Here is a 19,288-nt window from a genome sequence, read left to right as displayed (position 1 = left end):
CCCACGGCGCGACAGGCGCCTGACAAAGTTCCCAAATCACGCGGGGTGCTGACGACCAGTTCGGCGCATTGGGCATTCGGCCCGGCGCGAGCATTGGCCGCAAACCGAAGCGATGGGGCATCCGCCCCGTAACCGTGTGAATACGGCGCGCGATCATGCGTGCCAGAAAGACGATAATGACAAAATTTGCAGAGCTCGGGCTTGACCCGAAGCTGGTCACAACCGTGACCGAAGCCGGCTATGAAACGCCGACACCCATCCAGATCAAAGCCATCCCGCTGGTCCTTGAAGGCCGTGACGTGATGGGCCTGGCCCAGACCGGAACTGGCAAAACGGCGGCCTTTGGCCTGCCCTTGATCCACCAGCTTTTGCGCAACCACGACAAGCGTCAGCCCAAGTCGGTCAAGGCTTTGATCCTTGCCCCCACACGCGAATTGGTGAACCAGATCGCAGTGAATCTGCGCGACTATGTGCAGGGCACGCATTTGAAAGTCCGCACTGTCGTGGGTGGCATGTCGATCAACAAGCAGATCAGCATGTTGGCGCCCGGCATCGACATTCTTGTCGCCACGCCCGGCCGTTTGATCGACCTGTTGGACCGCAAGGCCATCCGCCTGGATACCGCGACCTTCCTTGTGCTGGACGAAGCCGATCAGATGCTCGACATGGGGTTCATCCATGCGCTGCGCCGGATCGCGCCCGAACTGGGCACACCGCGCCAAACCATGCTGTTCTCGGCCACCATGCCGAAGCAGATGGAAGAGCTGTCGCGCGCCTATCTGACCAATCCGGCCAAGGTTCAGGTGTCACCTCCGGGCAAGGCTGCTGACAAGGTGACGCAGGGGCTTTACTACGCGCCCGGTCGCAACGAAAAAATCGCACTGCTGATTGACCTGCTGGGCCATGATAAAGACGCGCTGTCGCTGGTGTTTTCACGCACCAAACACGGCGCTGAAAAGCTGATGAAGCAACTGGTCGCGGAAGGCTTCAAAGCTGTCTCGATTCACGGCAACAAAAGCCAAGGGCAGCGCGACCGTGCGCTTGCGGCGTTCCGGTCGGGCGAGGCCCGCGTGCTGGTCGCAACAGACGTGGCCGCCCGCGGTATCGACATTCCGGGCGTCAGCCATGTTTACAATTTCGACCTGCCAGAAGTTGCCGACAATTACGTCCATCGTATCGGCCGCACCGCCCGCGCTGGTGCTGATGGCGATGCGATTTCCTTCGTTTCTGGCGTCGAACTTGGCCTGCTGCGCGACATCGAAAAGGTCATGAAGATCAACATCCCGATCCTTGGCGGCACCCGTCCGGTCGAAGAAAAGCGCCCGACTCGCAATCAGGGTGGCGGCGGCGGTCGTCGTGGTGGCGCTGGGGGCGGAGGTCGCAAACCGCGCTCGGGCGGCGCTGCTGCGCCGAAACCGCGCGCCGATGCAGCCCCGGCCAAGCGGCGACGCCGCCGTCGCAAAAGCGCCTAGCCCAAGCGATCTTCGCTCAGAAGATATAGCAGACAGCAGATCAGAGCGGGTACGGCGAAAAACAGAAACACGGCCTGATAAGGGGCCGTGACCGCCACGTCGGGGCCTTGGGCCATTCGGAACACTCCAGCCGAGGCATATTGAGATATCCCAACCCCACCGATCCCGAACATATTCATCAACGTGACGCCTCGCCCGATCAGATGCGGCGGCACAAAGCTGCGGGCATGGGCAATTATCAAGGGGTAACTCGCCCCAAACAGACCGATCGCCGCCATGATTGACGCCGCCTGCCAAACGCCCGCATTCGGTGCGGCCCACAGCAGAAAAACCAAGGCCACAGCGATCATGTTGCCGGGAAAGATGACCCATTTGCGCGTCCGAAACACGCGATCCAGCGGTCCATAAGCAAAGCTACCAATGACCATCGCCACCGCAATCGCCATCGTGGCCCAGCCAATTCCGGCGGTGTCCAACCCGTAAACGTCACGCAAATAGGGCCCCGCCCAACTGCCGCGCAAGCCCGCCGCAGCAGTGTAATTCACCAGCATGATCGGAAAAATCGCCCAAAGCGCGGGCATTTTCAAAAGGTCCAGAACCGACCCTTTCGGCGCGCCGTCCTCGGCGACCAGCTTCGGCGGATTGTCCACCGCCAACATGATCGACGCTGCCACCAATACCGTCACAACTGCCATCGCCCAAAGACAGGCACGCCAGCCAAATTGCTCAACCGCCAGCGCCATCGGCAAAGCCCCCGCGATATTACCCAGCGATCCAATGCCGATGACCATCCCCGCCAAAGTGGCAAACACTGCGGGCGGATAGATCCGCGCAAAAATATAATAGCTTGCCATCAGAACCGGAGAGCACCCGATCCCGATCAACATCATTGCATAAAGAATGTGGTCCGGGGTCGAGGCCATCGCGAAAACCGCTGCTCCTCCGCCCCCGCCAAGGGCCAAAAGCGCGGCCGTTACCTTGCGCGGCCCAATATTGTCTAATCCCCAGCCAACCGGGATCTGCATCAGTGCAAAAAACAGGAACCAAGCGCCAGATGCCTGCGCCAGATCCTCTGGCGTCGCCCCCAGATCGGCCTTCAACGCAGGCGTCATCACCGCCAGAAATGCGCGATAGAATTGGCTAAGCACGTAAGCGATGATCAGGGTGGCAATACCTAGCCGCATTCCAGCTTCCTTTTGACAACCCGCGAACAAGACACGGGCCTGCCCAACTTGACAAGCCCGCGCGTTTCTTCTGGCTTAAAATATCCTGGGGGAGGGTGAAAGCCGGCAGGCTTTCGCGCGGGGGCAACGCCCCCAACGACCTCAGCCGCCTCGCACAGTATCGATCATCAGCTGCACGTTTTCCGGGTCCGCATCAGGCGTGATCCCGTGACCCAGGTTGAAAATATGCGGTCCGTTCTTGAAGGCCTTGACGATGGCGCGGGTCTCATCCACCAACGCCTGACCGCCCGTGACCATGTGACTTGATTTCAAGTTGCCCTGAACGCAACCATCAACTTGCACATGCTTGGCCGCCCATTCCGGGCTGACAGAGTTGTCCAGCGCGACACAGTCCACACCAGTCGCCTTGGCAAAACCGATATAGCCATCGCCCGCTTCGCGCGGGAAGCCGATGACGGGAATGCCGGGATGGCGTTCTTTTAGTGCTTGAGTGATCACGCGGGCAGGCTCGACCGCGTATTTCTGGAAATCCGCTGCATTCAGCGATCCCGCCCAGCTGTCAAACAGCTTGACCACTTCGGCGCCCGCTTCGATCTGCTTCGACAAATATTCGATCGTCGCCTCGGTCAACCGGTCCATCAACGCATCAAACACCGCGGGGTGCTCGGCCTTCAACGCATGGGCGGGACCTTGATCCTTGGTGCCTTGGCCGGCGATCATATATGTCGCTACCGTCCACGGCATCCCGGCAAAACCAATCAACGTAGTCTCGTCCGGCAGTGCGCCGCGCAAAATCCGCACGGTTTCATAGATCGGATTCAGGGTTTCGTGAATGTTATCCTTGTCCGACAGCTTGTTAAAGTCGGATTGGCTTGTGATCGTGGACAGGCGTGGGCCTTCCCCGGTGACGAACCATAAATCCGCCCCTAACGCCTGCGGCACCAATAGAATATCGGCAAACAGGATCGCAGCATCAAAGCCATAGCGGCGGATGGGTTGCAGCGTGACCTCGGCAGCCAGCTCGGGGTTGTAGCACAGCTTCAGAAAATCCCCGGCTTCGGCGCGCGTGGCGCGATATTCGGGCAGATACCGCCCCGCCTGACGCATCATCCAGATGGGCGGTGTGGGCAGCGTTTCGCCCGCCAGTGCGCGCAGAATTGTCTTTTGCTGTGTCATGAGTGCGGGCCTTTCCTGACTGGGTTCGAGCCGTGGTCCCCCACCCGCGACGGGATGTCAAGCGCAAGGGATGCCGCAGGCATGGACAGCCCCGATCTTCCGGCGTAAATGGGGTGCATGAAACATGCATATCCGACCCCCGATACCCCGCTGAAAATCGGCACTCGCGGCAGCCCGCTTGCGCTGGCACAGGCCCGTGAGACCCGCCGCCGCCTGATGGCTGCCTTCGACCTGCCTGAAGCGGCCTTCGAAGTGGTTGTTATCCACACAACAGGCGACGACCGCGCGATGATTGCCGCCGACCGCGCGTTGAAGGAGATCGGCAATAAGGGCCTGTTCACCAAAGAAATCGAAGAGGCGATGCTGGATGGCCGCATTGACATTGCCGTGCATTCGATGAAGGACATGCCGACCGAACAACCCGACGGCTTGGTTCTGGATTGCAACCTGCCGCGCGAAGACACGCGGGATGCTTTCGTGTCGGTCAAATATTCTTCCATCGCCGAACTGCCCAAGGGCGCGGTTGTCGGCACCTCGTCGCTGCGCCGCAAGTCTCAGTTGCTCAATCGTCGTCCTGACCTGGAGGTCGTCGAATTTCGCGGCAACGTCCAGACGCGCCTGAAAAAACTGCATGATGGCGTGGCCGAGGCGACATTCCTTGCCATGGCGGGTCTGAACCGTCTGGCGATGGAGGACGTGCCCGCGACCCCCATCCCGACCGACGATATGCTGAACGCCGTTGCGCAAGGAGCCATCGGGATCGAACGGCGCGCGGACGACCAGCGCGTTAAGGATATGCTGGACGCCATTCATGACGTCGAGACCGGACAAAGACTGGCGGCTGAGCGTGCGTTTCTTCGGGCGTTGGATGGATCATGTGAGACGCCGATAGCGGCCCTTGCCACCTTGGACGAAGGCACGCTAACCCTGCGCGGGGAAATCCTGCGCACGGACGGCTCGCAATCGGAATCCGGTCAGGTCTCTGGCCCTATTGCCGACGGCCCTGAATTGGGCCGTGCCCTGGCAAAAGACCTTCTGTCGCGCGTTGATGACGATTTTTTCGACTGGAAATAACGGTTTGACCGGCCGTGGTGCCGGGCAAACCCTGCGTCCCGTTCAGATCCGTTCGATGGCCAGCGCGATGCCCTGACCGCCCCCGATGCACATGGTGATCAGCGCCTTCGAGCCGCCAATCCGCTCCAACTCATACAGCGCTTTGATGGTGATGATCGCGCCGGTTGCACCCACCGGATGCCCCAGCGCGATGGCGCCCCCGTTTGGGTTCACTTTCGCGGGGTTCAGCCCGAGTTCGTTGTTCACGGCGATGGCCTGTGCGGCGAATGCCTCGTTTGACTCGATTACGTCAAAATCCGAGACACTCAGCCCGGTTTTTGCCAAAAGGTTTTCAACCGCTGGGACGGGGCCGATCCCCATGACCTCGGGTCGCACACCGGCATGGCCGTAGCCGATGATGCGGGCCATGGGTTTCAGACCCGCGCGTTCCGCCGCATCGGCGCGTGCCAGCACCAGCGCCGCTGCCCCGTCATTGATGCCCGACGCGTTGCCCGCTGTGACGGTGCCATCTTTCTGGAACGCCGTGCGCAGTCCGGCCAAGGCCTCGGCCGTGGTTGGTTTGGGGTGTTCATCGCGGGCGAACTGAACCACCTCGCGGCGTTGCTTGACCTCAACCGGCACGATCTGGCTGTCGAAATGCCCAGCCTTGATGGCCGCAGCGGCGCGGTTTTGGCTTTCCAGCGCGAAGGCGTCCTGATCCGCGCGGCTGACGTCATGCTCGGCCGCGACGTTTTCGGCGGTAATACCCATATGGCCCGTGCCGAACGGACAGTTCAACGCGCCCAGCATCATGTCCTGCGCGCCCGCGTCGCCCATTTTCTGACCCCAACGGGCCTGCGGCAGAATGTAGGGCGCGCGGCTCATGTTTTCGGCACCGCCGGCCACGCCAAAGTCCGCGTCCCCCAGCATCAGTGATTGCGCGACGGATACCACCGCTTGAAGGCCCGATCCGCACAGGCGGTTCACGTTCATCGCTGGCGTCGTGTTGGGAATACCCGCTTCGATTGCGGACACGCGGGACAGATACATGTCGCGCGGTTCGGTGTTGATGACGTGACCAAAGGCAACGTGACCGATCTGGGCAGGATTAACGCCCGCACGTGCCATCGCCTCGCGCGTAACGGCGGCACCCAGTGCACTGGGCGGGATCGCGGCAAGGCTGCCGCCAAACGTGCCGATTGCGGTGCGTGCGCCGCCAAGAATTACGATGTCGGACATGAGAATCCCCCTGTTGGTTCGGTTTGGGGGCAGGATCGCACATCAGGGCGGATGCTGTCCCCTGTAACGCTTCGTCAGAGCGGTCGGACGCCGCGCCACTGACCGAGGAGCGTGTCGGAGTTCCCGAACCCTAGACCCACTTGGCCATCGGCGGCAGGCTCATCAACACCGCGTTGGCGTCGTGGCCGGTGGTCAGGCCGAACTTGGTGCCGCGGTCATAAACAAGGTTATATTCGGCATAAAGCCCCCGGTGCACCAGTTGCTTGTCCTTGTCGGCATCTGTCCACCGCGTGTCACAACGCGCTTCGGTGACGGGTACGAAAGCAGGCAGGAAAGCGCGGCCCACATCTTGGGTAAAGGCAAAGTCCGCATCCCAGTCGCCGGTGTTCAGGTCGTCGTAAAAGATGCCGCCAACCCCGCGCGCGCGGCCGCGGTGGGGAATAAAGAAGTATTCGTCTGCCCAGGCTTTGAACTTGTCATAATAGCTTATGTCGTGACGTTCGCACGCGGCTTCCAACTGGCTGTGGAAATGCGCAGTGTCTTCGTCATATTCGATGCAGGGATTCAGATCGGCGCCGCCCCCGAACCACCAGGCGCCGGGCGTCCAGAACATGCGCGTGTTCATGTGAACGGCTGGCGTGTGCGGGTTCTGCATATGCGCCACAAGGCTGATGCCCGAGGCCCAGAACCGCGGGTCTTCCTTCATCCCGGGCACCCCGCGCGCGGCCATTGCCTTCTGTGCTGATTTCCCCAACGTACCGTAAACGGTCGAGATGTTGACGCCCACTTTCTCAAACACGCGACCGTTGCGCATGATGCTCATCACCCCACCACCCGCATCTTTCCCGTCGTCCGAGCTGCGCTTGGTTTTGCTTACCTCAAACCGTCCGGCCGGCTGGTCAGCGAATGGCCCGGTGGACTGCGTATCCTCTAACCCTTCGAAGGCGGCGACAATTTGATCACGCAGGTCGCTGAACCATGTGCTGGCGCGGGCTTTCTGGTCTTCCATCTGGTCGGTCACAAGGCTCTCCTTCGGTCCGGTGGGTTGCGTTGGGATTGTTTTGTTGGGTGTTCAGTGCGCCGGGTTACCCACGGCGTCCAACAGGCTGCGCCCGCCATCGACGGTCAGGATATGCCCCGTCATGAAGCCCGCGCCTTCGGATGACAGGAACTGCGCAGCTTCGGCGACTTCCTTGGCCGAGGCGATGCGGCCAAGGGGTGTGCCCTCAAGAATATCCTCGCGGGTTTCGCTGGCGTCTCGGATCGTGTCGCGCAAGCTCGCGCTCATCACAGAGCCGAAGGCGACGGCGTTCACGCGGATACGATTGGGCGCCAATGCCACGGCAAGCGATCGGGTCATCTGGTCAACAGCCGCGCTGGCGATGGAATAGGCCATCAGCCCCGGCTGTGTCCGGCTCGCCGCAATCGAAGACAGGTTCACGATTGTTCCCAGCGGCACATCCTGGTGATCCTCGTCCAACCCTTCGCCCTGACGGACCATCCGCTTGGCGACCAGTTGGCTCAGCCGCAGGCTGGTCATCAGGTTTTGGTCCAGCAGCATCTGAACAGCGTTATCATCGGGATCAAGCGGATCGGCCAACATCACCTGACGCGAGGCATTGACCAGAATGTCGATTCGTTCGAACGCGTCCAGCGTTGCGGAAAGCAGGTTGGCGATGGTCAGCTTTTCACGTAGATCGCCGCCGAATACACGAATGTTCGATGGGCCGTCTTCATCACTGTCCGGGTTTGCGCCCCACTCATCCACAAGGCGGGCTTCGTCCATATCAGCGCACATGACGTTCGCGCCATTGTCGGCAAAATGGCGGGCAATGGACAGGCCAATGCCGTTGGCCGCGCCAGTGACGATGGCGGTTTTGCCAGCGATGGAAAAGGACATAGGAGCCTCCTGATTCCCGGTAAGCCTAGCTGATCCTAGCGCCGTGTGCGACGGGACTTTGCGCCGCTCAGCAATTTGAAACCTGCCGTTCCGCCAAGGTCTTCGACCTCGCGAAACAGGTCGGCCATTGTGTCTTCATAGGGCAGGTGGCGGTTGGCCACCATGACAAACCGGCCGGTGGGCGTCAGCATGTCGGCGGCGGACCGTATGAAGGCGCGCCCAAGGTTCGGGTCGCCGCTGCGCCCAGTGTGAAAGGGTGGGTTTGAAATCACCACGTCATAGGGTGTGTCGGGGCGAAACCGCGTGGCGTCATGCCAGATGAAACGCGCCCTTGCGTCCGCGATGTTCATCTTGGCACATTCCAGCGCCACCAGATCAGCCTCGATCAGATCAAGGGCGGTGACGCCGGTGCGATCCAGAATATGGCGTGACAGAAACCCCCAGCCGGCGCCCAGATCGGCCACTCGACCCTTGATCGAAGGCGGCATGGCCGCGGCCAGAACGGCCGAGCCTTTGTCGATCCCATCTGCAGAAAACACGCCGGGGCGGGTGATGAAGCCGCCGTCAAGCTGCGTGTCCACTGCCGCCCAATCCGCAACGTCCGCTTTTTCAAACCAGACCAGCTTGCCGTGTGCCTTGGATAAGGTGCCCAGCATGTCGGCCCGTTTCTTTACGGCCTTCAAAAGGCTGTCGATCCCGTCGGTCTTTTGCCCGTCCAGCAAGACCACCCCGCCGCCCGTGGCTTCAGTTGCCGCGCGCACCCATGCCTGTGCCAGCGCCTTTGAACGGGGCGCGCAGATCAAACCGGCGGCAAAACCACTTTCCGGCAGGGCCGAAACCGTGTCGAAACCAGCCGACTTCCAGTGATCGTGATCGGGAAAGAAGCGGCTGTAAATCGTCAGCCGGTCTTTCGGCAAACTCGACAGATCGTGATCGGCGCTGGGGCCGATGACAAGAATGCGGCCGCTTTCCGGCAAAGAGAACGCGCCGTCGCGCAGCGCGATGGACAATCGGGTGTGAAGCATGGTGATCGCCGCTTGCGCGGCTACTCCTTTTCCATGGTACATTGCAGCGGATGCTGATGTTCACGCGCCAGATGCATGACTTGGGTCACTTTGGTTTCGGCGACCTCGTAGGAAAAGACGCCGACCACTGCCAGACCTTTCTTGTGCACGGTCAACATCAGCTCGAACGCTTGCGCGTGGTTCATGCCGAAGAACCTTTCCAAAACCATCACGACGAATTCCATCGGGGTGAAGTCGTCGTTTAGGATCAGCACCTTGTACATCGGCGGTCGTTTGGTCTTGGGCTTGGTGACAACCGCAAGCCCAGCATCGCCATCATCTTGGCCGTCGCCTTGTGACATGATGAGGGGCTGTCTGACCATTTGTGCATCGCTCCGATGGTTTTTTATGGGCACGATCTGGCCACAGGATATAGGGTCGCGGCGCCTGATGAAAAGGGGGCAGGGCGTCACGTCTTAAGATAGGCTCATACAAAATGAGGTCCGAAGTCTCAATATCCAGTTTTTGTGCTGATAATTGACGCAGTGCTGCGACATTTGTTCTGGCACGAGGTAGGCGAGCTGCTGTGGACACGCCGCTTTTCCCAAGATTTAGGTATGACCACGACCTGTGCCACTATATGTGCGTCACGTGTCTTGCAGGCCACGGTCTAATCCTTGGAAAATAAGGTGTTTTCTCGGACGCGATCTTCGGTTAGCCTGAAAAAAACAAATCAGCCGGACATAAGATCCAGGCGATTGAGGCAGAAAAAGGTGGACGACGTGCAAAAACGTCCGTGGCAGTGGGCCCGTTTTGGGCTGTTCCTTGCAGTTATTGGCTGTGTCATTCAGCTTTCTTCAACGCGTGCGCAGGCTGCGCCCTATGCGGCGATGGTGATCGACGCGCGCACCGGTGAGGTGCTGCATTCGCGCAACGCGGATACGCAACTGCACCCGGCATCCCTGACAAAGATGATGACGCTGTATATCGCGTTCGAGGCGATCAAGCGCGGTGAAATCTCGCCCGATACGGTCGTCACGATCACCAGCAAGGCCTCCGCTGAACCGCCGTCGAAACTGGGACTGCGCTCGGGTCAGAAAATCAAGTTTCGATATCTGATTCGCGCCGCTGGCGTGAAGTCCGCCAACGACGCGGCCACCGCGATTGGTATCGCGATTTCAGGGTCCGAAGCCGCCTTTGCGCGGCGGATGAACCGCACGGCCAAGGCGTTGGGTATGACGCGCACACATTTCAAGAATGCTCACGGCTTGACCGAAAGCGGCCACCTGTCCACGGCGCGGGACATGACGCGGCTGGGCCGTCACCTGTTCTTCGACCACCCGCAATACTACAATCTGTTTTCACGGATCACGACTGATGCCGGGATGCGGTCGGTATCGAATACGAACCGCCGTTTTCTGGGCAACTACAAGGGTGCGGACGGGATCAAGACGGGGTACACCCGCGCGGCGGGGTTCAACCTCGTGGCGTCGGCCGAGCGTGGGTCAAAGCGGATCATCACGACGGTTTTCGGCGGTCGTTCAACCGCGACACGCAATGCCAAGGTTGCCGAACTGATGGATCTGGGCTTCCGCCGCGCGCCCAATCGTGCGCCGGTGCGCAAACCTTCCTTGCCGGTTTATGCTGGTGGCAGCCCCGAGGCCGTGGCACCCGGTGCCGCAGGCAAGACCATCCGCCTTGTAACTGCGGTCAAGGTCAGCCCGCGCCCGACACCGCGCCCGATCAGCCAAGACCCCGCCGCGCAGGCGCAGCTTGCGGCCTTGTCCGAGAGCATTAAAGATGCCGTCGCGACCGCCGCGAACGAAGCAGATATCGTGGCCGAGGTCACGCCGCCGCCCGCGCCGACGCGGCCCGAAGAAATCCAGCCCGTCACGACGCAGCCCGTGACACAGGTTGTCGCCGCCGCAGTGCAGGTGCCCGACACCGCCACGCAGCCCGTTCAAGCGGTTTCGGCAAGTGCCATCGCCCCAGCGCGGGTCGCGCCCCCCCGTGCCCGGCCCGCCGCAATTGTTCTGACATCGCTTGAACCGCGGTCCAATAGCGAAGCACAGCCCGAAGTGGTCACGCGCATGTCAACGTCGGGCGGGCGGCATTGGGCGATCAACGTAGGTGTGCTTGGCTCGCGCTATCAGGCAGAACGCAAGCTTTTGAAAACCGCGTTGAAAGAGATCGACACACTGGACGAAGCCTTGCGCAAGGTTGTGCGCCGCCCCGACGGCTGGCATGCAAACTTCGTCGGCATGACTGAAGCCCAAGCCGATCTGGCTTGTCGCCGCCTGAACGCGCGCAGCACGCGCTGTAAGATGGTCGGTCCATCCTGAACGCCCGGCGCTGCGCCTATTGTGACGCGCCCTTGGCAACGACAATATCAAATGCAGCCGCCATCAGCGCGCGGGTATAGTCGGTCTGCGGCGCATCGAAGATCTGATCTGCTGGACCGCTTTCCACCACGTCGCCCGCCCGCATCACTAAAACTTTGTGCGACAGCGCGCGGACCACGCGCAGGTCGTGCGAGATGAACAGGTAGGCCAGCCCGTGCCGCTTTTGCAGACCGCGCAGAAGCTCGACGATCTGCACCTGAACGGTCATGTCCAAGGCCGAGGTTGGTTCATCCAAAACCACCAGTTTGGGCCGCAGGATCATCGCTCGCGCGATGGCGATGCGTTGACGTTGACCGCCAGAGAATTCATGCGGATAGCGGTCCATTGTGGCGGGGTCCAGACCGACCTCCAACATGATCTCGGTCACCATTTCGCGCCGGTTGCGGCCGGGTTCCAGCCCGTGAACCGACAGACCTTCGGCAATGATTTCCTCTGCCGTCATACGTGGCGAAAGTGAGCCGTATGGGTCTTGAAACACGATCTGCATGTCGCGGCGCAGGGGTTGCAACTGCCGCGATTTGCGTCCTTGGATATTTTCACCCAGAAACACAACTGGCCCGTCCGAGCTGATCAACCGCATCACTGCCAGCGCCAGCGTCGTCTTGCCCGATCCGCTCTCACCCACGATCCCCACAGTTTCCCCCGCACGGACCGAGAAGCTGGCCGCATTCACCGCCTTCACATGCCCCACCGTGCGGCGCAATAACCCGCGCTGGATGGGAAACCAAATGCGCAGGTCTTTTGTGTGCGCAATCTCGGGTGCGCCGTCGGGCACGGGATCGGGGCGGCCGTGTGCTTCGGCATTGATCAGGGTGCGGGTATAGTCATGGCGGGGGTTGGCAAACAACTCGGCGGTTGGCCCTTCTTCGACAATAACGCCATCCTTCATCACGCACACACGGTCCGCGATCTTGCGCACGATGCCAAGGTCATGGGTGATGAACAGAAGGCTCATCCCTTCGCTTTCTTTCAACTCGGCCAACAGGTCGAGGATTTGCGCTTGAATGGTCACGTCCAGCGCCGTGGTCGGCTCGTCCGCGATCAGAAGCTCTGGCCCGTTGGCCAATGCCATAGCGATCATCACACGTTGTCTTTGCCCGCCCGACAACTGGTGCGGATAATGGGCAAGCCGCGTTTCGGCGTCACGAATGCCGACCTTGCCCAAAAGTTCCAAGATGCGCACACGCACCGCGTCACCCCTGAGCCCTTGGTGCAGTTCAATCGACTCGGTCAGTTGTTTTTCGATCGTGTGCAGCGGGTTCAGCGATGTCATCGGCTCTTGAAAAATGAAGCTGATATCGTTTCCGCGCACATCGCGCAGTGTGGAGGCGGACGCGCCAATCATTTCGCGCCCCTCATAGGTGATCGATCCGCTGACCTGCGCGCTGTCGGGCAAAAGCGACACCGTCGACAGGGCGGTGACGGATTTACCCGATCCGCTTTCACCTACGATGGCGACGGTTTCGCCTTTGGCCACCTCGAAGCTGACACCGCGGACAGCGGGGTGAAGCTCTCCGTCCTGACGGAAGCCAACTTGCAGGTCTTTGACGTTCAAAACACTCATTGGAAGGTCTTTCGCGGGTCAAACGCGTCTCGCACCCCTTCAAAGATGAAGACAAGTAGTGACAGCAGGATCGAGAAGGTCAAAAACGCGGTGAAGCCCAGCCACGGCGCTTGCAGGTTGGCTTTGGCTTGCCGGGTTAACTCGCCCAACGATGGAGCCGAGGACGGCAGGCCGAATCCCAAAAAGTCGAGCGTTGCAAGGGTTGAGATCGTGCCGGTGATGATGAAAGGCAGCATGGTCAGCGTGGCGACCATCGCGTTGGGCAGCACATGGCGAAACATGATGACGCGGTTAGCAACACCCAGCGCGCGGGCCGCGCGGACATATTCGAAATTCCGTGCGCGCAGGAATTCGGCCCGCACCACACCGACCAAAGCGGGCCAGCCGAACAGCACCGTCACAAAGACCAAAAGCCAGAAACTTCGTCCCAGAATCGCAAATAGGATGATGATGACGTAAAGGGACGGCGTAGAGCTCCAGATTTCCAAGATGCGCTGGAAAATCAGATCGACCCAGCCGCCGAAATAGCCTTGAATCGCCCCGGCGGCGATGCCGACAACGGACGTCAGAACGGTCACGATGATGGTGAAAAAGACCGACAGCCGGAAGCCATAGATCACCCGCGCCGCCACATCGCGCGACGTGTCATCCGTGCCCAGAATGTTCTGGCTGGTGGGCGGCGACGGCACCGCGCCGCCGGTATCGACAATGGTGGTGTAGCTGTAGGGAATCGGTGGCCACAGCAGCCACCCCTTCTGGATGTCGGCCCCGTTTACCATGCCGGTTTCAGCCTGCGCGATTGTCTTTTCGGGATCGTCCCAGCAGGCTTCAGAGCCACCGGATTTGATCAGGCACCGGACTTCGATATCGCCATAATTCGCCTCGGTCCTGAAATCACCCCCGAAGGCGGTTTCGGGATAGAATTTGAAGATTGGAGCATACAGTTCGCCCTGATAACTGACCACAATGGGTTTGTCGTTGGCGATGAATTCGGCCAGCAGGGACAGGCCGAACAGAATGCAGAACAGGATCAGCGACCAGAAGGCGCGACCGTTTCGGCGGAAATTGCGCCAGCGGCGTTGGTTCAGGGGGGACAGCGTCATTGTCAGACCTCGCGCCCTTCAAAGTCGATGCGCGGATCGACAAAGACATACATAAGGTCGGACAGAATGCCGATCAGAAGGCCGATCAGCCCAAAAACGAACAGCGTGCCGAAAATGACGGGGTAATCGCGCTGCAACGCGGCCTCGAACCCCAACCGGCCCAGGCCGTCCAGCGAGAAAAGCGTTTCAATGATGACCGAGCCGCCAAAAAATACGCCAAGGAACACTGCCGGGAAGCCCGCTATCACGATCAGCATCGCATTGCGGAAGACGTGACCGTATAGCACGCGATGTTCTGCCAGCCCTTTGGCGCGGGCCGTCACGACATATTGCTTCTTGATCTCGTCCAGAAAGCTGTTTTTTGTCAGCAGCGTCAGTGTTGCGAAACTGGCGATGGTCGACGCGAAAACCGGCAAAGTAATGTGCCAGAAATAGTCAACGATCTTACCCCAAAGGCTCAGCTCGCTCCAATTGTCCGAGGTCAGGCCGCGCAGCGGGAACCATTGCAAGTAAGACCCGCCTGCAAAGACGACCAGCAAGAGGATGGCGAACAAAAAGCCGGGGATCGCATAGGCCACGATGATCACGCCCGATGTCCATGTGTCAAAACGCGACCCATCGCGTACGGCTTTTCGCACACCCAGCGGGATCGAGATCATATAGGCGATAACCGTGGACCACAGCCCCAACGAGATCGACACCGGCAGCTTTTCGGCCACAAGTTCGAACACGCCTATGGACCGGAAGTAACTTTCACCGAAATCGAAACGCACATAGTTCCATAGCATGGAAAAGAACCGCTCGACCGGCGGTTTGTCGAAGCCAAACTCTTTCTCAAGCTCAGCGATAAACTCAGGTGGCAAGCCCCGCGCGCCAAGATAGCGTTCATCCCCGCCACCCCCAGCCCCTGCATCCGCGCCTCCGCCGGCGATGGTGGCAAATACGTCACCTTCCCCTTCCATCTGGGCGATGATCTGTTCGATCGGGCCGCCGGGCACGAATTGGGTCAGGGTAAAGTTGATCACCATGATCCCCAACAAGGTCGGGATGATCAAAAGAAGCCTGCGCAGAATATATGCGCCCATTTGGGTCTCGCTCTCTTACTCGTGCCTTGGGTGCCTGTCGCGGGTCAGCGCAGTACGCCGTCTGCCTTCAGTTTTGCTGCTTTTTCTGCGTTAAACCACCAAAAGTCCAGATAGCCCAGATCATAGGGGGGCAATGGGTCGGGGTGTTCGAACTGGTCGTAATAGGCGACCGTGTGCTTGTCTTTATACCATTGTGGGACCGAGAATTTCAGCGCCCTCAGCACCCGATCCAGCGCCTTGGCGGCGGCGACCAGTTCTTCCTTGGTATCAGTTGCGCGGATCGTGTCGATCAGACTGTCCACCGCTGGATTTGCCAACCCGGCCGAGTTGAAGACGGACACCGCGGCCTCTTTCGAGCCAAACATTTGTTCCAGGTTTCCGCCCGGTTCATTTCCCAGCGCCAGTTGGTCGGTGATGATGTCATAATCAAACGCGTATCGACGATCGACGAATTGCGATGTGTCCACCCGGCTAAGTTTTGCATCGACACCAATCTTTTGCAGGTTTTCGACATAAGGGGTAATCACGCGGTCAAATGTCGGCGAAAAGATCAGGAATTCGACCTGTAGCGTTTTGCCATCTGCGTTGCGCCGAATACCGTCGCCGCCGACGACCCAGCCTGCGTCCTCTAGCAGCTTCGACGCTTTGCGCGCGTTGCGGCGGTCAAACTGCTTTTCTCCCGAGATCGGCGCCATCACCGCCTCGCCCAAGGCCGCTTCGGGGAGTTGATCGGCCAATGGTTCCAGCAGCGCCAGTTCTTCGGGCGATGGCGTGCCGGTGGCCTCCAGATACGAGTTTTCGGCGAAGCTGTTGACCCGTTCATAGAGGCCATAGAACAGGGCCTCGTTCGACCAGTTGAAATTGAACATCAGGCCAATGGCCTCGCGCACGCGAATGTCTTTAAACTTTTCGCGGCGCATATTGAACACAAAACCCTGGCCTGAAGCTTGGTCGCCACTATCCAATTCAGCTTTGATCACGTGGCCGTTTTTAACCGCCGGGAAGTCATAAGACGTGGCCCATTCTTTCGAGCTGTTTTCCAGTCGGAAGGTGTAGCTTCCAGATGAAAACCCTTCCATCGCGGCGTTGCTGTCGGCGAAGTATTCAATGCGGATCGTGTCGAAATTCCAGCGGCCCTTGTTGATTGGCAGATCCTTGCCCCAGTAATCAGGGTTGCGCTTGTAGATGATGCGCTGGTTGATCTTGAAGCTGTCCAGCATATAGGGGCCGGTGGCCATCGCCTGTTCCAGCCGACTTTCATCCAGCCGCGCGCCGGTTTCCTCGAACCACGCTTTCGACATGACGGGTGTTGCTGCTGCCTGGCTGATACGTTCGCGAATGGGGGCGTTGGCTTGAAAGGTGAATTTGACACGCTTGGTGTCCAGCGCCTTGGCGTTGGCGATTATACGCGCGACGCCTTCACGATAGCTGATCAGCCCTTGCTCCATGAACAGGTCGTGGGTGAAGACCACATCTTCCGCCGTCACCAGGCTGCCATCGGCAAAGCGCGCTTCGGGGCGAAGGGTGAAAATGGCCCAGCTTTGATCTTCGGGGTATTCAAGGCTTTCGGCCAGCAGGCCATAGACGGTGCCAATCTCGTCCGCGGTGCCGACCATCAGGCGTTCGACATTCATGGAAGCCAGTGCGCCAGACACCCCTTTGCGGGCATAGGGGTTGAAGCTGTCAAAGGTGCCGCTTTCGGACGAGATGATGATCTCGCCCCCTTTGGGTGCGTCGGGATTTACGTAGTCCAGATGAGTAAAGTCGGCGCTGTATTTCGGCTCAGAGAAATAGGAATAGGCGTGGGATTTTATTGTCGTTTCGGCCTGTGCCAGTAGCGGGACGAAGATTAGGGCAAGACCGGCAAGCAGGGCGTAAGCCATCGGGATGCGGATGTCGGTATCTGGGATTAGGGCGCGTGCCTGTACCGGCTTCATCTGGCTCTCCTTCAGCGGATCATCGATTGTCTTTTGCCCAAGCTAAAGCTGCGGCCAGATAAACTGCAAGGCGCGATTTGGTGAACGGGGGTCTAACGCGCGCAAACCGGCGGATATCGAAAAGAAAAAGGCCGCCCCGGCAGTGGGGCGGCCGTAAGACAGGTGTGTGCCAGAGCTTAACCGCCGATGGTTTGAAGATAGGCGATCAGGTTCGCGCGGTCTTCTTCCTTTTTCAGACCGGCATAGGTCATCTTGTTACCGGGTGCATAGCCCTTGGGGTCAGCCAGCCATGCGTTCAGTTCGTCCGCCGTCCAGTTGCCATCAAGACTGGCCAGCGCGTCCGAGTAGTTGAAGTCGCCCACTTCACCGATCGGGCGGTCGACAACACCGAACAGGTGCGGGCCGGTGCTGTTGGCGCCATCTTCCAGCTTGTGGCAGGCGCGGCATTTGCCCCAGACTTTCTCACCCTTGGAGGGATCAGCAGAGGCCAGCATTTCCGAGAAGGGCACCTCCTCTTCTTCCTCTTCCGCCTCATCGCTTTCGTCGTCGGCGGTGGCAATCACGTAGCCGGTCGCCACTTCGCCTTCGTCGCCGTGGGCGGCGGCGTGGGTCGAATACAGGCTGTCTGCTGCCCAAGAGCCCAGCAAGAAAAACAGGAGGGTCCCAATAACAGCGGCCCCGGCTTTCGTCAGTGTCATTGTGTCGAACATGTCGCGATCCGTCTCATCCAAAATCAAAAGCCTTCTAGCCGCTTCCATTGTCATATTTCAAGCGATATGAGGCGAAGTAAGTTGCACTTTAACGCAAATCGGCAGGAAGGACGCGCGAAATGACAGGCCGTATAGCCTTTCAGGGCGAGGCTGGAGCTTACTCGCACGAGGCATGTATTGCCGCGCGCCCGACGCTTGAGCCGATGCCATGCGAATCCTTCGAGCAGGTTATTGCCGCCGTGCGCAGCGGGGATGCCGAACAGGCCATGTTGCCGATTGAAAACACGACCTATGGCCGCGTAGCTGACATCCACCGTCTGTTGCCCGAAAGCGGGTTGCATATCCTGGACGAGGCGTTTGTGCGTGTCCGCATCAACCTGTTGGGTCTTCCGGGGGCCAAGGTCGAGGATATCAACACCGTCCGCGCCCATCTTGTGTTGTTGCCACAATCTGCCAGCTTCCTGAAAAGCCACGGCATTCGTGGCGTCGCGGCCGCCGACAGTGCAGGCGCTGCGGCTACGCTGGCAAAGACCAAAACGGCAGGCGAAGGCGTGCTGGCCTCGGTATTGGCAGGGCAAATTCATGGGCTGGATGTGCTGGCCGAGGACGTGGAAGACCACGGTCACAACACCACTCGTTTCGTCATCATGGGGCGCAAGCCCGATCACACGCGGCGCGGCAATCACGGCATGATGACCACCTTCGTGTTCGAGGTCCGCAACATTCCCGCCGCGCTGTACAAGGCGATGGGCGGCTTTGCGACCAATGGCGTGAACATGACCAAGCTGGAAAGCTATATGGTCGATGGATCGTTCACCGCCACCCGGTTTTATGCCGACATCGAAGGCCACCCCGAAGACCGGTCGGTGCAACTGGCGCTAGAGGAGCTAGCCTATTTCACCTCAACCATTGATATTCTCGGGGTTTACCCGCGCGACCCGGCCCGCGATTGAACAGAAGCTATCAGCGAATCGGGTCCTGCGCCCTGCGATAGCGGTCTTCGATCGACAGCGCATAATTCGCAATTCGTTTGCGAAACCTTCGCAATATGGCATTCCGGGCCAGTGTCATGGACTGTATTACCAGCCGCGCAGGGATCGTTTTAGGGCGCATGTCGATACTTAGTATCATTCGCGTTCGATTGCGCGACAGCGACAAAAGCTCGACTTCGACCGTGGCCTCAACCCCCGACACTTTGGAGAACAGCACGAGCTGATGCGGCGCTTCATAGGTTTTCAGCATCATGTCAGCGGCGCGCATTCGGTTGCGATAGGGGAAGGTGGCATGCCACGTCATTCCCTGACCCGGCGCGGGCAATGTATCGGTGCGCGTCACATCGGCCCCGCGCCGCAGGGCCGCCCGTTCCATCCCGTCGAAATCGGACAGGGCTTCGAAAACTTGTTCCAGCGTCGCTTCGATGTCTTCGCGTGTCTTAAGTTTCATGCGGTGGCTCTTTCCC

Annotated in this window: 17 protein-coding genes; 4 read left to right on the top strand and 13 right to left on the bottom strand. The window is 59.7% G+C overall.

The annotated features are described in order from the left end of the window. Window positions 1-176: 176 nt before the first annotated feature. Window positions 177-1,472, top strand: coding sequence for a DEAD/DEAH box helicase (locus tag MN186_RS13500; RefSeq protein ID WP_242114884.1), 1,296 nt, complete (start codon window positions 177-179; stop codon window positions 1,470-1,472). Here MN186_RS13500 and MN186_RS13495 read toward each other — a convergent pair. Beyond that, entirely contained in the window at window positions 1,469-2,656 is a 1,188-nt protein-coding gene (locus tag MN186_RS13495) for an MFS transporter (RefSeq protein ID WP_242114883.1), read from the bottom strand. The genes MN186_RS13500 and MN186_RS13495 overlap by 4 nt on opposite strands. 141 nt (window positions 2,657-2,797) lie before the next feature. Continuing rightward, window positions 2,798-3,832: a uroporphyrinogen decarboxylase gene (gene hemE / locus MN186_RS13490; RefSeq protein ID WP_242114882.1), complete on the bottom strand. Its 1,035-nt coding sequence runs from the start codon at window positions 3,830-3,832 to the stop codon at window positions 2,798-2,800. A gap of 117 nt (window positions 3,833-3,949) precedes the next feature. Between hemE and hemC the strand changes: the two genes are divergently transcribed. Continuing rightward, on the top strand, window positions 3,950-4,906 hold the full coding sequence (gene hemC / locus MN186_RS13485) for a hydroxymethylbilane synthase (RefSeq protein WP_242114881.1): 957 nt from the start codon (window positions 3,950-3,952) through the stop codon (window positions 4,904-4,906). Window positions 4,907-4,948: 42 nt separating this feature from the next. Here the strand turns inward: hemC and MN186_RS13480 are convergent, their stop codons facing one another. The 5 genes from MN186_RS13480 to clpS form a co-directional block, all read right to left on the bottom strand. Then, window positions 4,949-6,124 (bottom strand): acetyl-CoA C-acyltransferase family protein, encoded by a 1,176-nt coding sequence (locus MN186_RS13480; RefSeq protein ID WP_242114880.1) that lies wholly within the window; start codon window positions 6,122-6,124, stop codon window positions 4,949-4,951. A gap of 130 nt (window positions 6,125-6,254) precedes the next feature. Next, window positions 6,255-7,133 (bottom strand): oxygen-dependent coproporphyrinogen oxidase, encoded by an 879-nt coding sequence (gene hemF / locus MN186_RS13475; RefSeq protein ID WP_255744266.1) that lies wholly within the window; start codon window positions 7,131-7,133, stop codon window positions 6,255-6,257. A gap of 63 nt (window positions 7,134-7,196) precedes the next feature. Beyond that, the gene (locus MN186_RS13470; RefSeq protein WP_242114878.1) at window positions 7,197-8,024 is read right to left on the bottom strand and encodes an SDR family NAD(P)-dependent oxidoreductase; all 828 of its coding nucleotides are present in this window, start codon (window positions 8,022-8,024) and stop codon (window positions 7,197-7,199) included. 35 nt (window positions 8,025-8,059) lie between these two features. Then, complete coding sequence (locus MN186_RS13465; RefSeq protein ID WP_242114877.1) at window positions 8,060-9,049, bottom strand: class I SAM-dependent methyltransferase; 990 nt, start codon at window positions 9,047-9,049, stop codon at window positions 8,060-8,062. A 20-nt stretch (window positions 9,050-9,069) separates the two neighbouring features. Beyond that, complete coding sequence (clpS, locus tag MN186_RS13460; protein ID WP_242114876.1) at window positions 9,070-9,390, bottom strand: ATP-dependent Clp protease adapter ClpS; 321 nt, start codon at window positions 9,388-9,390, stop codon at window positions 9,070-9,072. 528 nt (window positions 9,391-9,918) lie between these two features. Between clpS and MN186_RS13455 the strand changes: the two genes are divergently transcribed. Then, a complete protein-coding gene (locus MN186_RS13455) occupies window positions 9,919-11,370 on the top strand; it encodes a D-alanyl-D-alanine carboxypeptidase family protein (RefSeq protein ID WP_242114989.1) in 1,452 nt (483 codons plus the stop codon). A gap of 16 nt (window positions 11,371-11,386) precedes the next feature. Here the strand turns inward: MN186_RS13455 and MN186_RS13450 are convergent, their stop codons facing one another. From MN186_RS13450 to MN186_RS13430, 5 genes are all read right to left on the bottom strand, one after another. Beyond that, entirely contained in the window at window positions 11,387-12,994 is a 1,608-nt protein-coding gene (locus MN186_RS13450) for an ABC transporter ATP-binding protein (RefSeq protein WP_242114875.1), read from the bottom strand. Further along, the gene (locus MN186_RS13445; protein WP_242114874.1) at window positions 12,991-14,097 is read right to left on the bottom strand and encodes an ABC transporter permease; all 1,107 of its coding nucleotides are present in this window, start codon (window positions 14,095-14,097) and stop codon (window positions 12,991-12,993) included. Before MN186_RS13445 ends, MN186_RS13450 begins: the two co-directional genes overlap by 4 nt. 2 nt (window positions 14,098-14,099) lie before the next feature. Continuing rightward, the gene (locus MN186_RS13440; RefSeq protein WP_242114873.1) at window positions 14,100-15,182 is read right to left on the bottom strand and encodes a microcin C ABC transporter permease YejB; all 1,083 of its coding nucleotides are present in this window, start codon (window positions 15,180-15,182) and stop codon (window positions 14,100-14,102) included. A gap of 44 nt (window positions 15,183-15,226) precedes the next feature. Beyond that, complete coding sequence (locus MN186_RS13435) at window positions 15,227-17,119, bottom strand: extracellular solute-binding protein (protein ID WP_242114872.1); 1,893 nt, start codon at window positions 17,117-17,119, stop codon at window positions 15,227-15,229. A gap of 176 nt (window positions 17,120-17,295) precedes the next feature. After that, a complete protein-coding gene (locus tag MN186_RS13430; protein WP_242114871.1) occupies window positions 17,296-17,829 on the bottom strand; it encodes a c-type cytochrome in 534 nt (177 codons plus the stop codon). 119 nt (window positions 17,830-17,948) lie between these two features. Between MN186_RS13430 and MN186_RS13425 the strand changes: the two genes are divergently transcribed. Next, entirely contained in the window at window positions 17,949-18,782 is an 834-nt protein-coding gene (locus tag MN186_RS13425; RefSeq protein WP_242114870.1) for a prephenate dehydratase, read from the top strand. Window positions 18,783-18,792: 10 nt separating this feature from the next. On the opposite strand, the gene MN186_RS13420 is transcribed toward MN186_RS13425, so the two are convergent. Then, on the bottom strand, window positions 18,793-19,272 hold the full coding sequence (locus MN186_RS13420) for an SRPBCC family protein (protein WP_242114869.1): 480 nt from the start codon (window positions 19,270-19,272) through the stop codon (window positions 18,793-18,795). Window positions 19,273-19,288: the final 16 nt, after the last annotated feature.

Source organism: Aliiroseovarius sediminis (assembly GCF_022678485.1).
Taxonomy (GTDB): Bacteria; Pseudomonadota; Alphaproteobacteria; order Rhodobacterales; family Rhodobacteraceae; genus Aliiroseovarius; species Aliiroseovarius sediminis.
This window is presented reverse-complemented; position numbering and strand designations above follow the sequence as displayed.

Coding starts and splice junctions, on each gene's coding strand:
- MN186_RS13450 (WP_242114875.1), bottom strand. CDS start 12,994: ATGAGTGTTTTGAACGTCAAAGACCTGCAAGTTGGCTTCCGTCAGGAC.
- hemF (WP_255744266.1), bottom strand. CDS start 7,133: ATGGAAGACCAGAAAGCCCGCGCCAGCACATGGTTCAGCGACCTGCGT.
- hemC (WP_242114881.1), top strand. CDS start 3,950: ATGAAACATGCATATCCGACCCCCGATACCCCGCTGAAAATCGGCACT.
- MN186_RS13435 (WP_242114872.1), bottom strand. CDS start 17,119: ATGAAGCCGGTACAGGCACGCGCCCTAATCCCAGATACCGACATCCGC.
- MN186_RS13420 (WP_242114869.1), bottom strand. CDS start 19,272: ATGAAACTTAAGACACGCGAAGACATCGAAGCGACGCTGGAACAAGTT.
- MN186_RS13445 (WP_242114874.1), bottom strand. CDS start 14,097: ATGACGCTGTCCCCCCTGAACCAACGCCGCTGGCGCAATTTCCGCCGA.
- MN186_RS13440 (WP_242114873.1), bottom strand. CDS start 15,182: ATGGGCGCATATATTCTGCGCAGGCTTCTTTTGATCATCCCGACCTTG.
- MN186_RS13425 (WP_242114870.1), top strand. CDS start 17,949: ATGACAGGCCGTATAGCCTTTCAGGGCGAGGCTGGAGCTTACTCGCAC.
- MN186_RS13430 (WP_242114871.1), bottom strand. CDS start 17,829: ATGTTCGACACAATGACACTGACGAAAGCCGGGGCCGCTGTTATTGGG.
- MN186_RS13500 (WP_242114884.1), top strand. CDS start 177: ATGACAAAATTTGCAGAGCTCGGGCTTGACCCGAAGCTGGTCACAACC.
- MN186_RS13455 (WP_242114989.1), top strand. CDS start 9,919: ATGGTGATCGACGCGCGCACCGGTGAGGTGCTGCATTCGCGCAACGCG.
- hemE (WP_242114882.1), bottom strand. CDS start 3,832: ATGACACAGCAAAAGACAATTCTGCGCGCACTGGCGGGCGAAACGCTG.
- clpS (WP_242114876.1), bottom strand. CDS start 9,390: ATGTCACAAGGCGACGGCCAAGATGATGGCGATGCTGGGCTTGCGGTT.
- MN186_RS13480 (WP_242114880.1), bottom strand. CDS start 6,124: ATGTCCGACATCGTAATTCTTGGCGGCGCACGCACCGCAATCGGCACG.
- MN186_RS13495 (WP_242114883.1), bottom strand. CDS start 2,656: ATGCGGCTAGGTATTGCCACCCTGATCATCGCTTACGTGCTTAGCCAA.
- MN186_RS13470 (WP_242114878.1), bottom strand. CDS start 8,024: ATGTCCTTTTCCATCGCTGGCAAAACCGCCATCGTCACTGGCGCGGCC.
- MN186_RS13465 (WP_242114877.1), bottom strand. CDS start 9,049: ATGCTTCACACCCGATTGTCCATCGCGCTGCGCGACGGCGCGTTCTCT.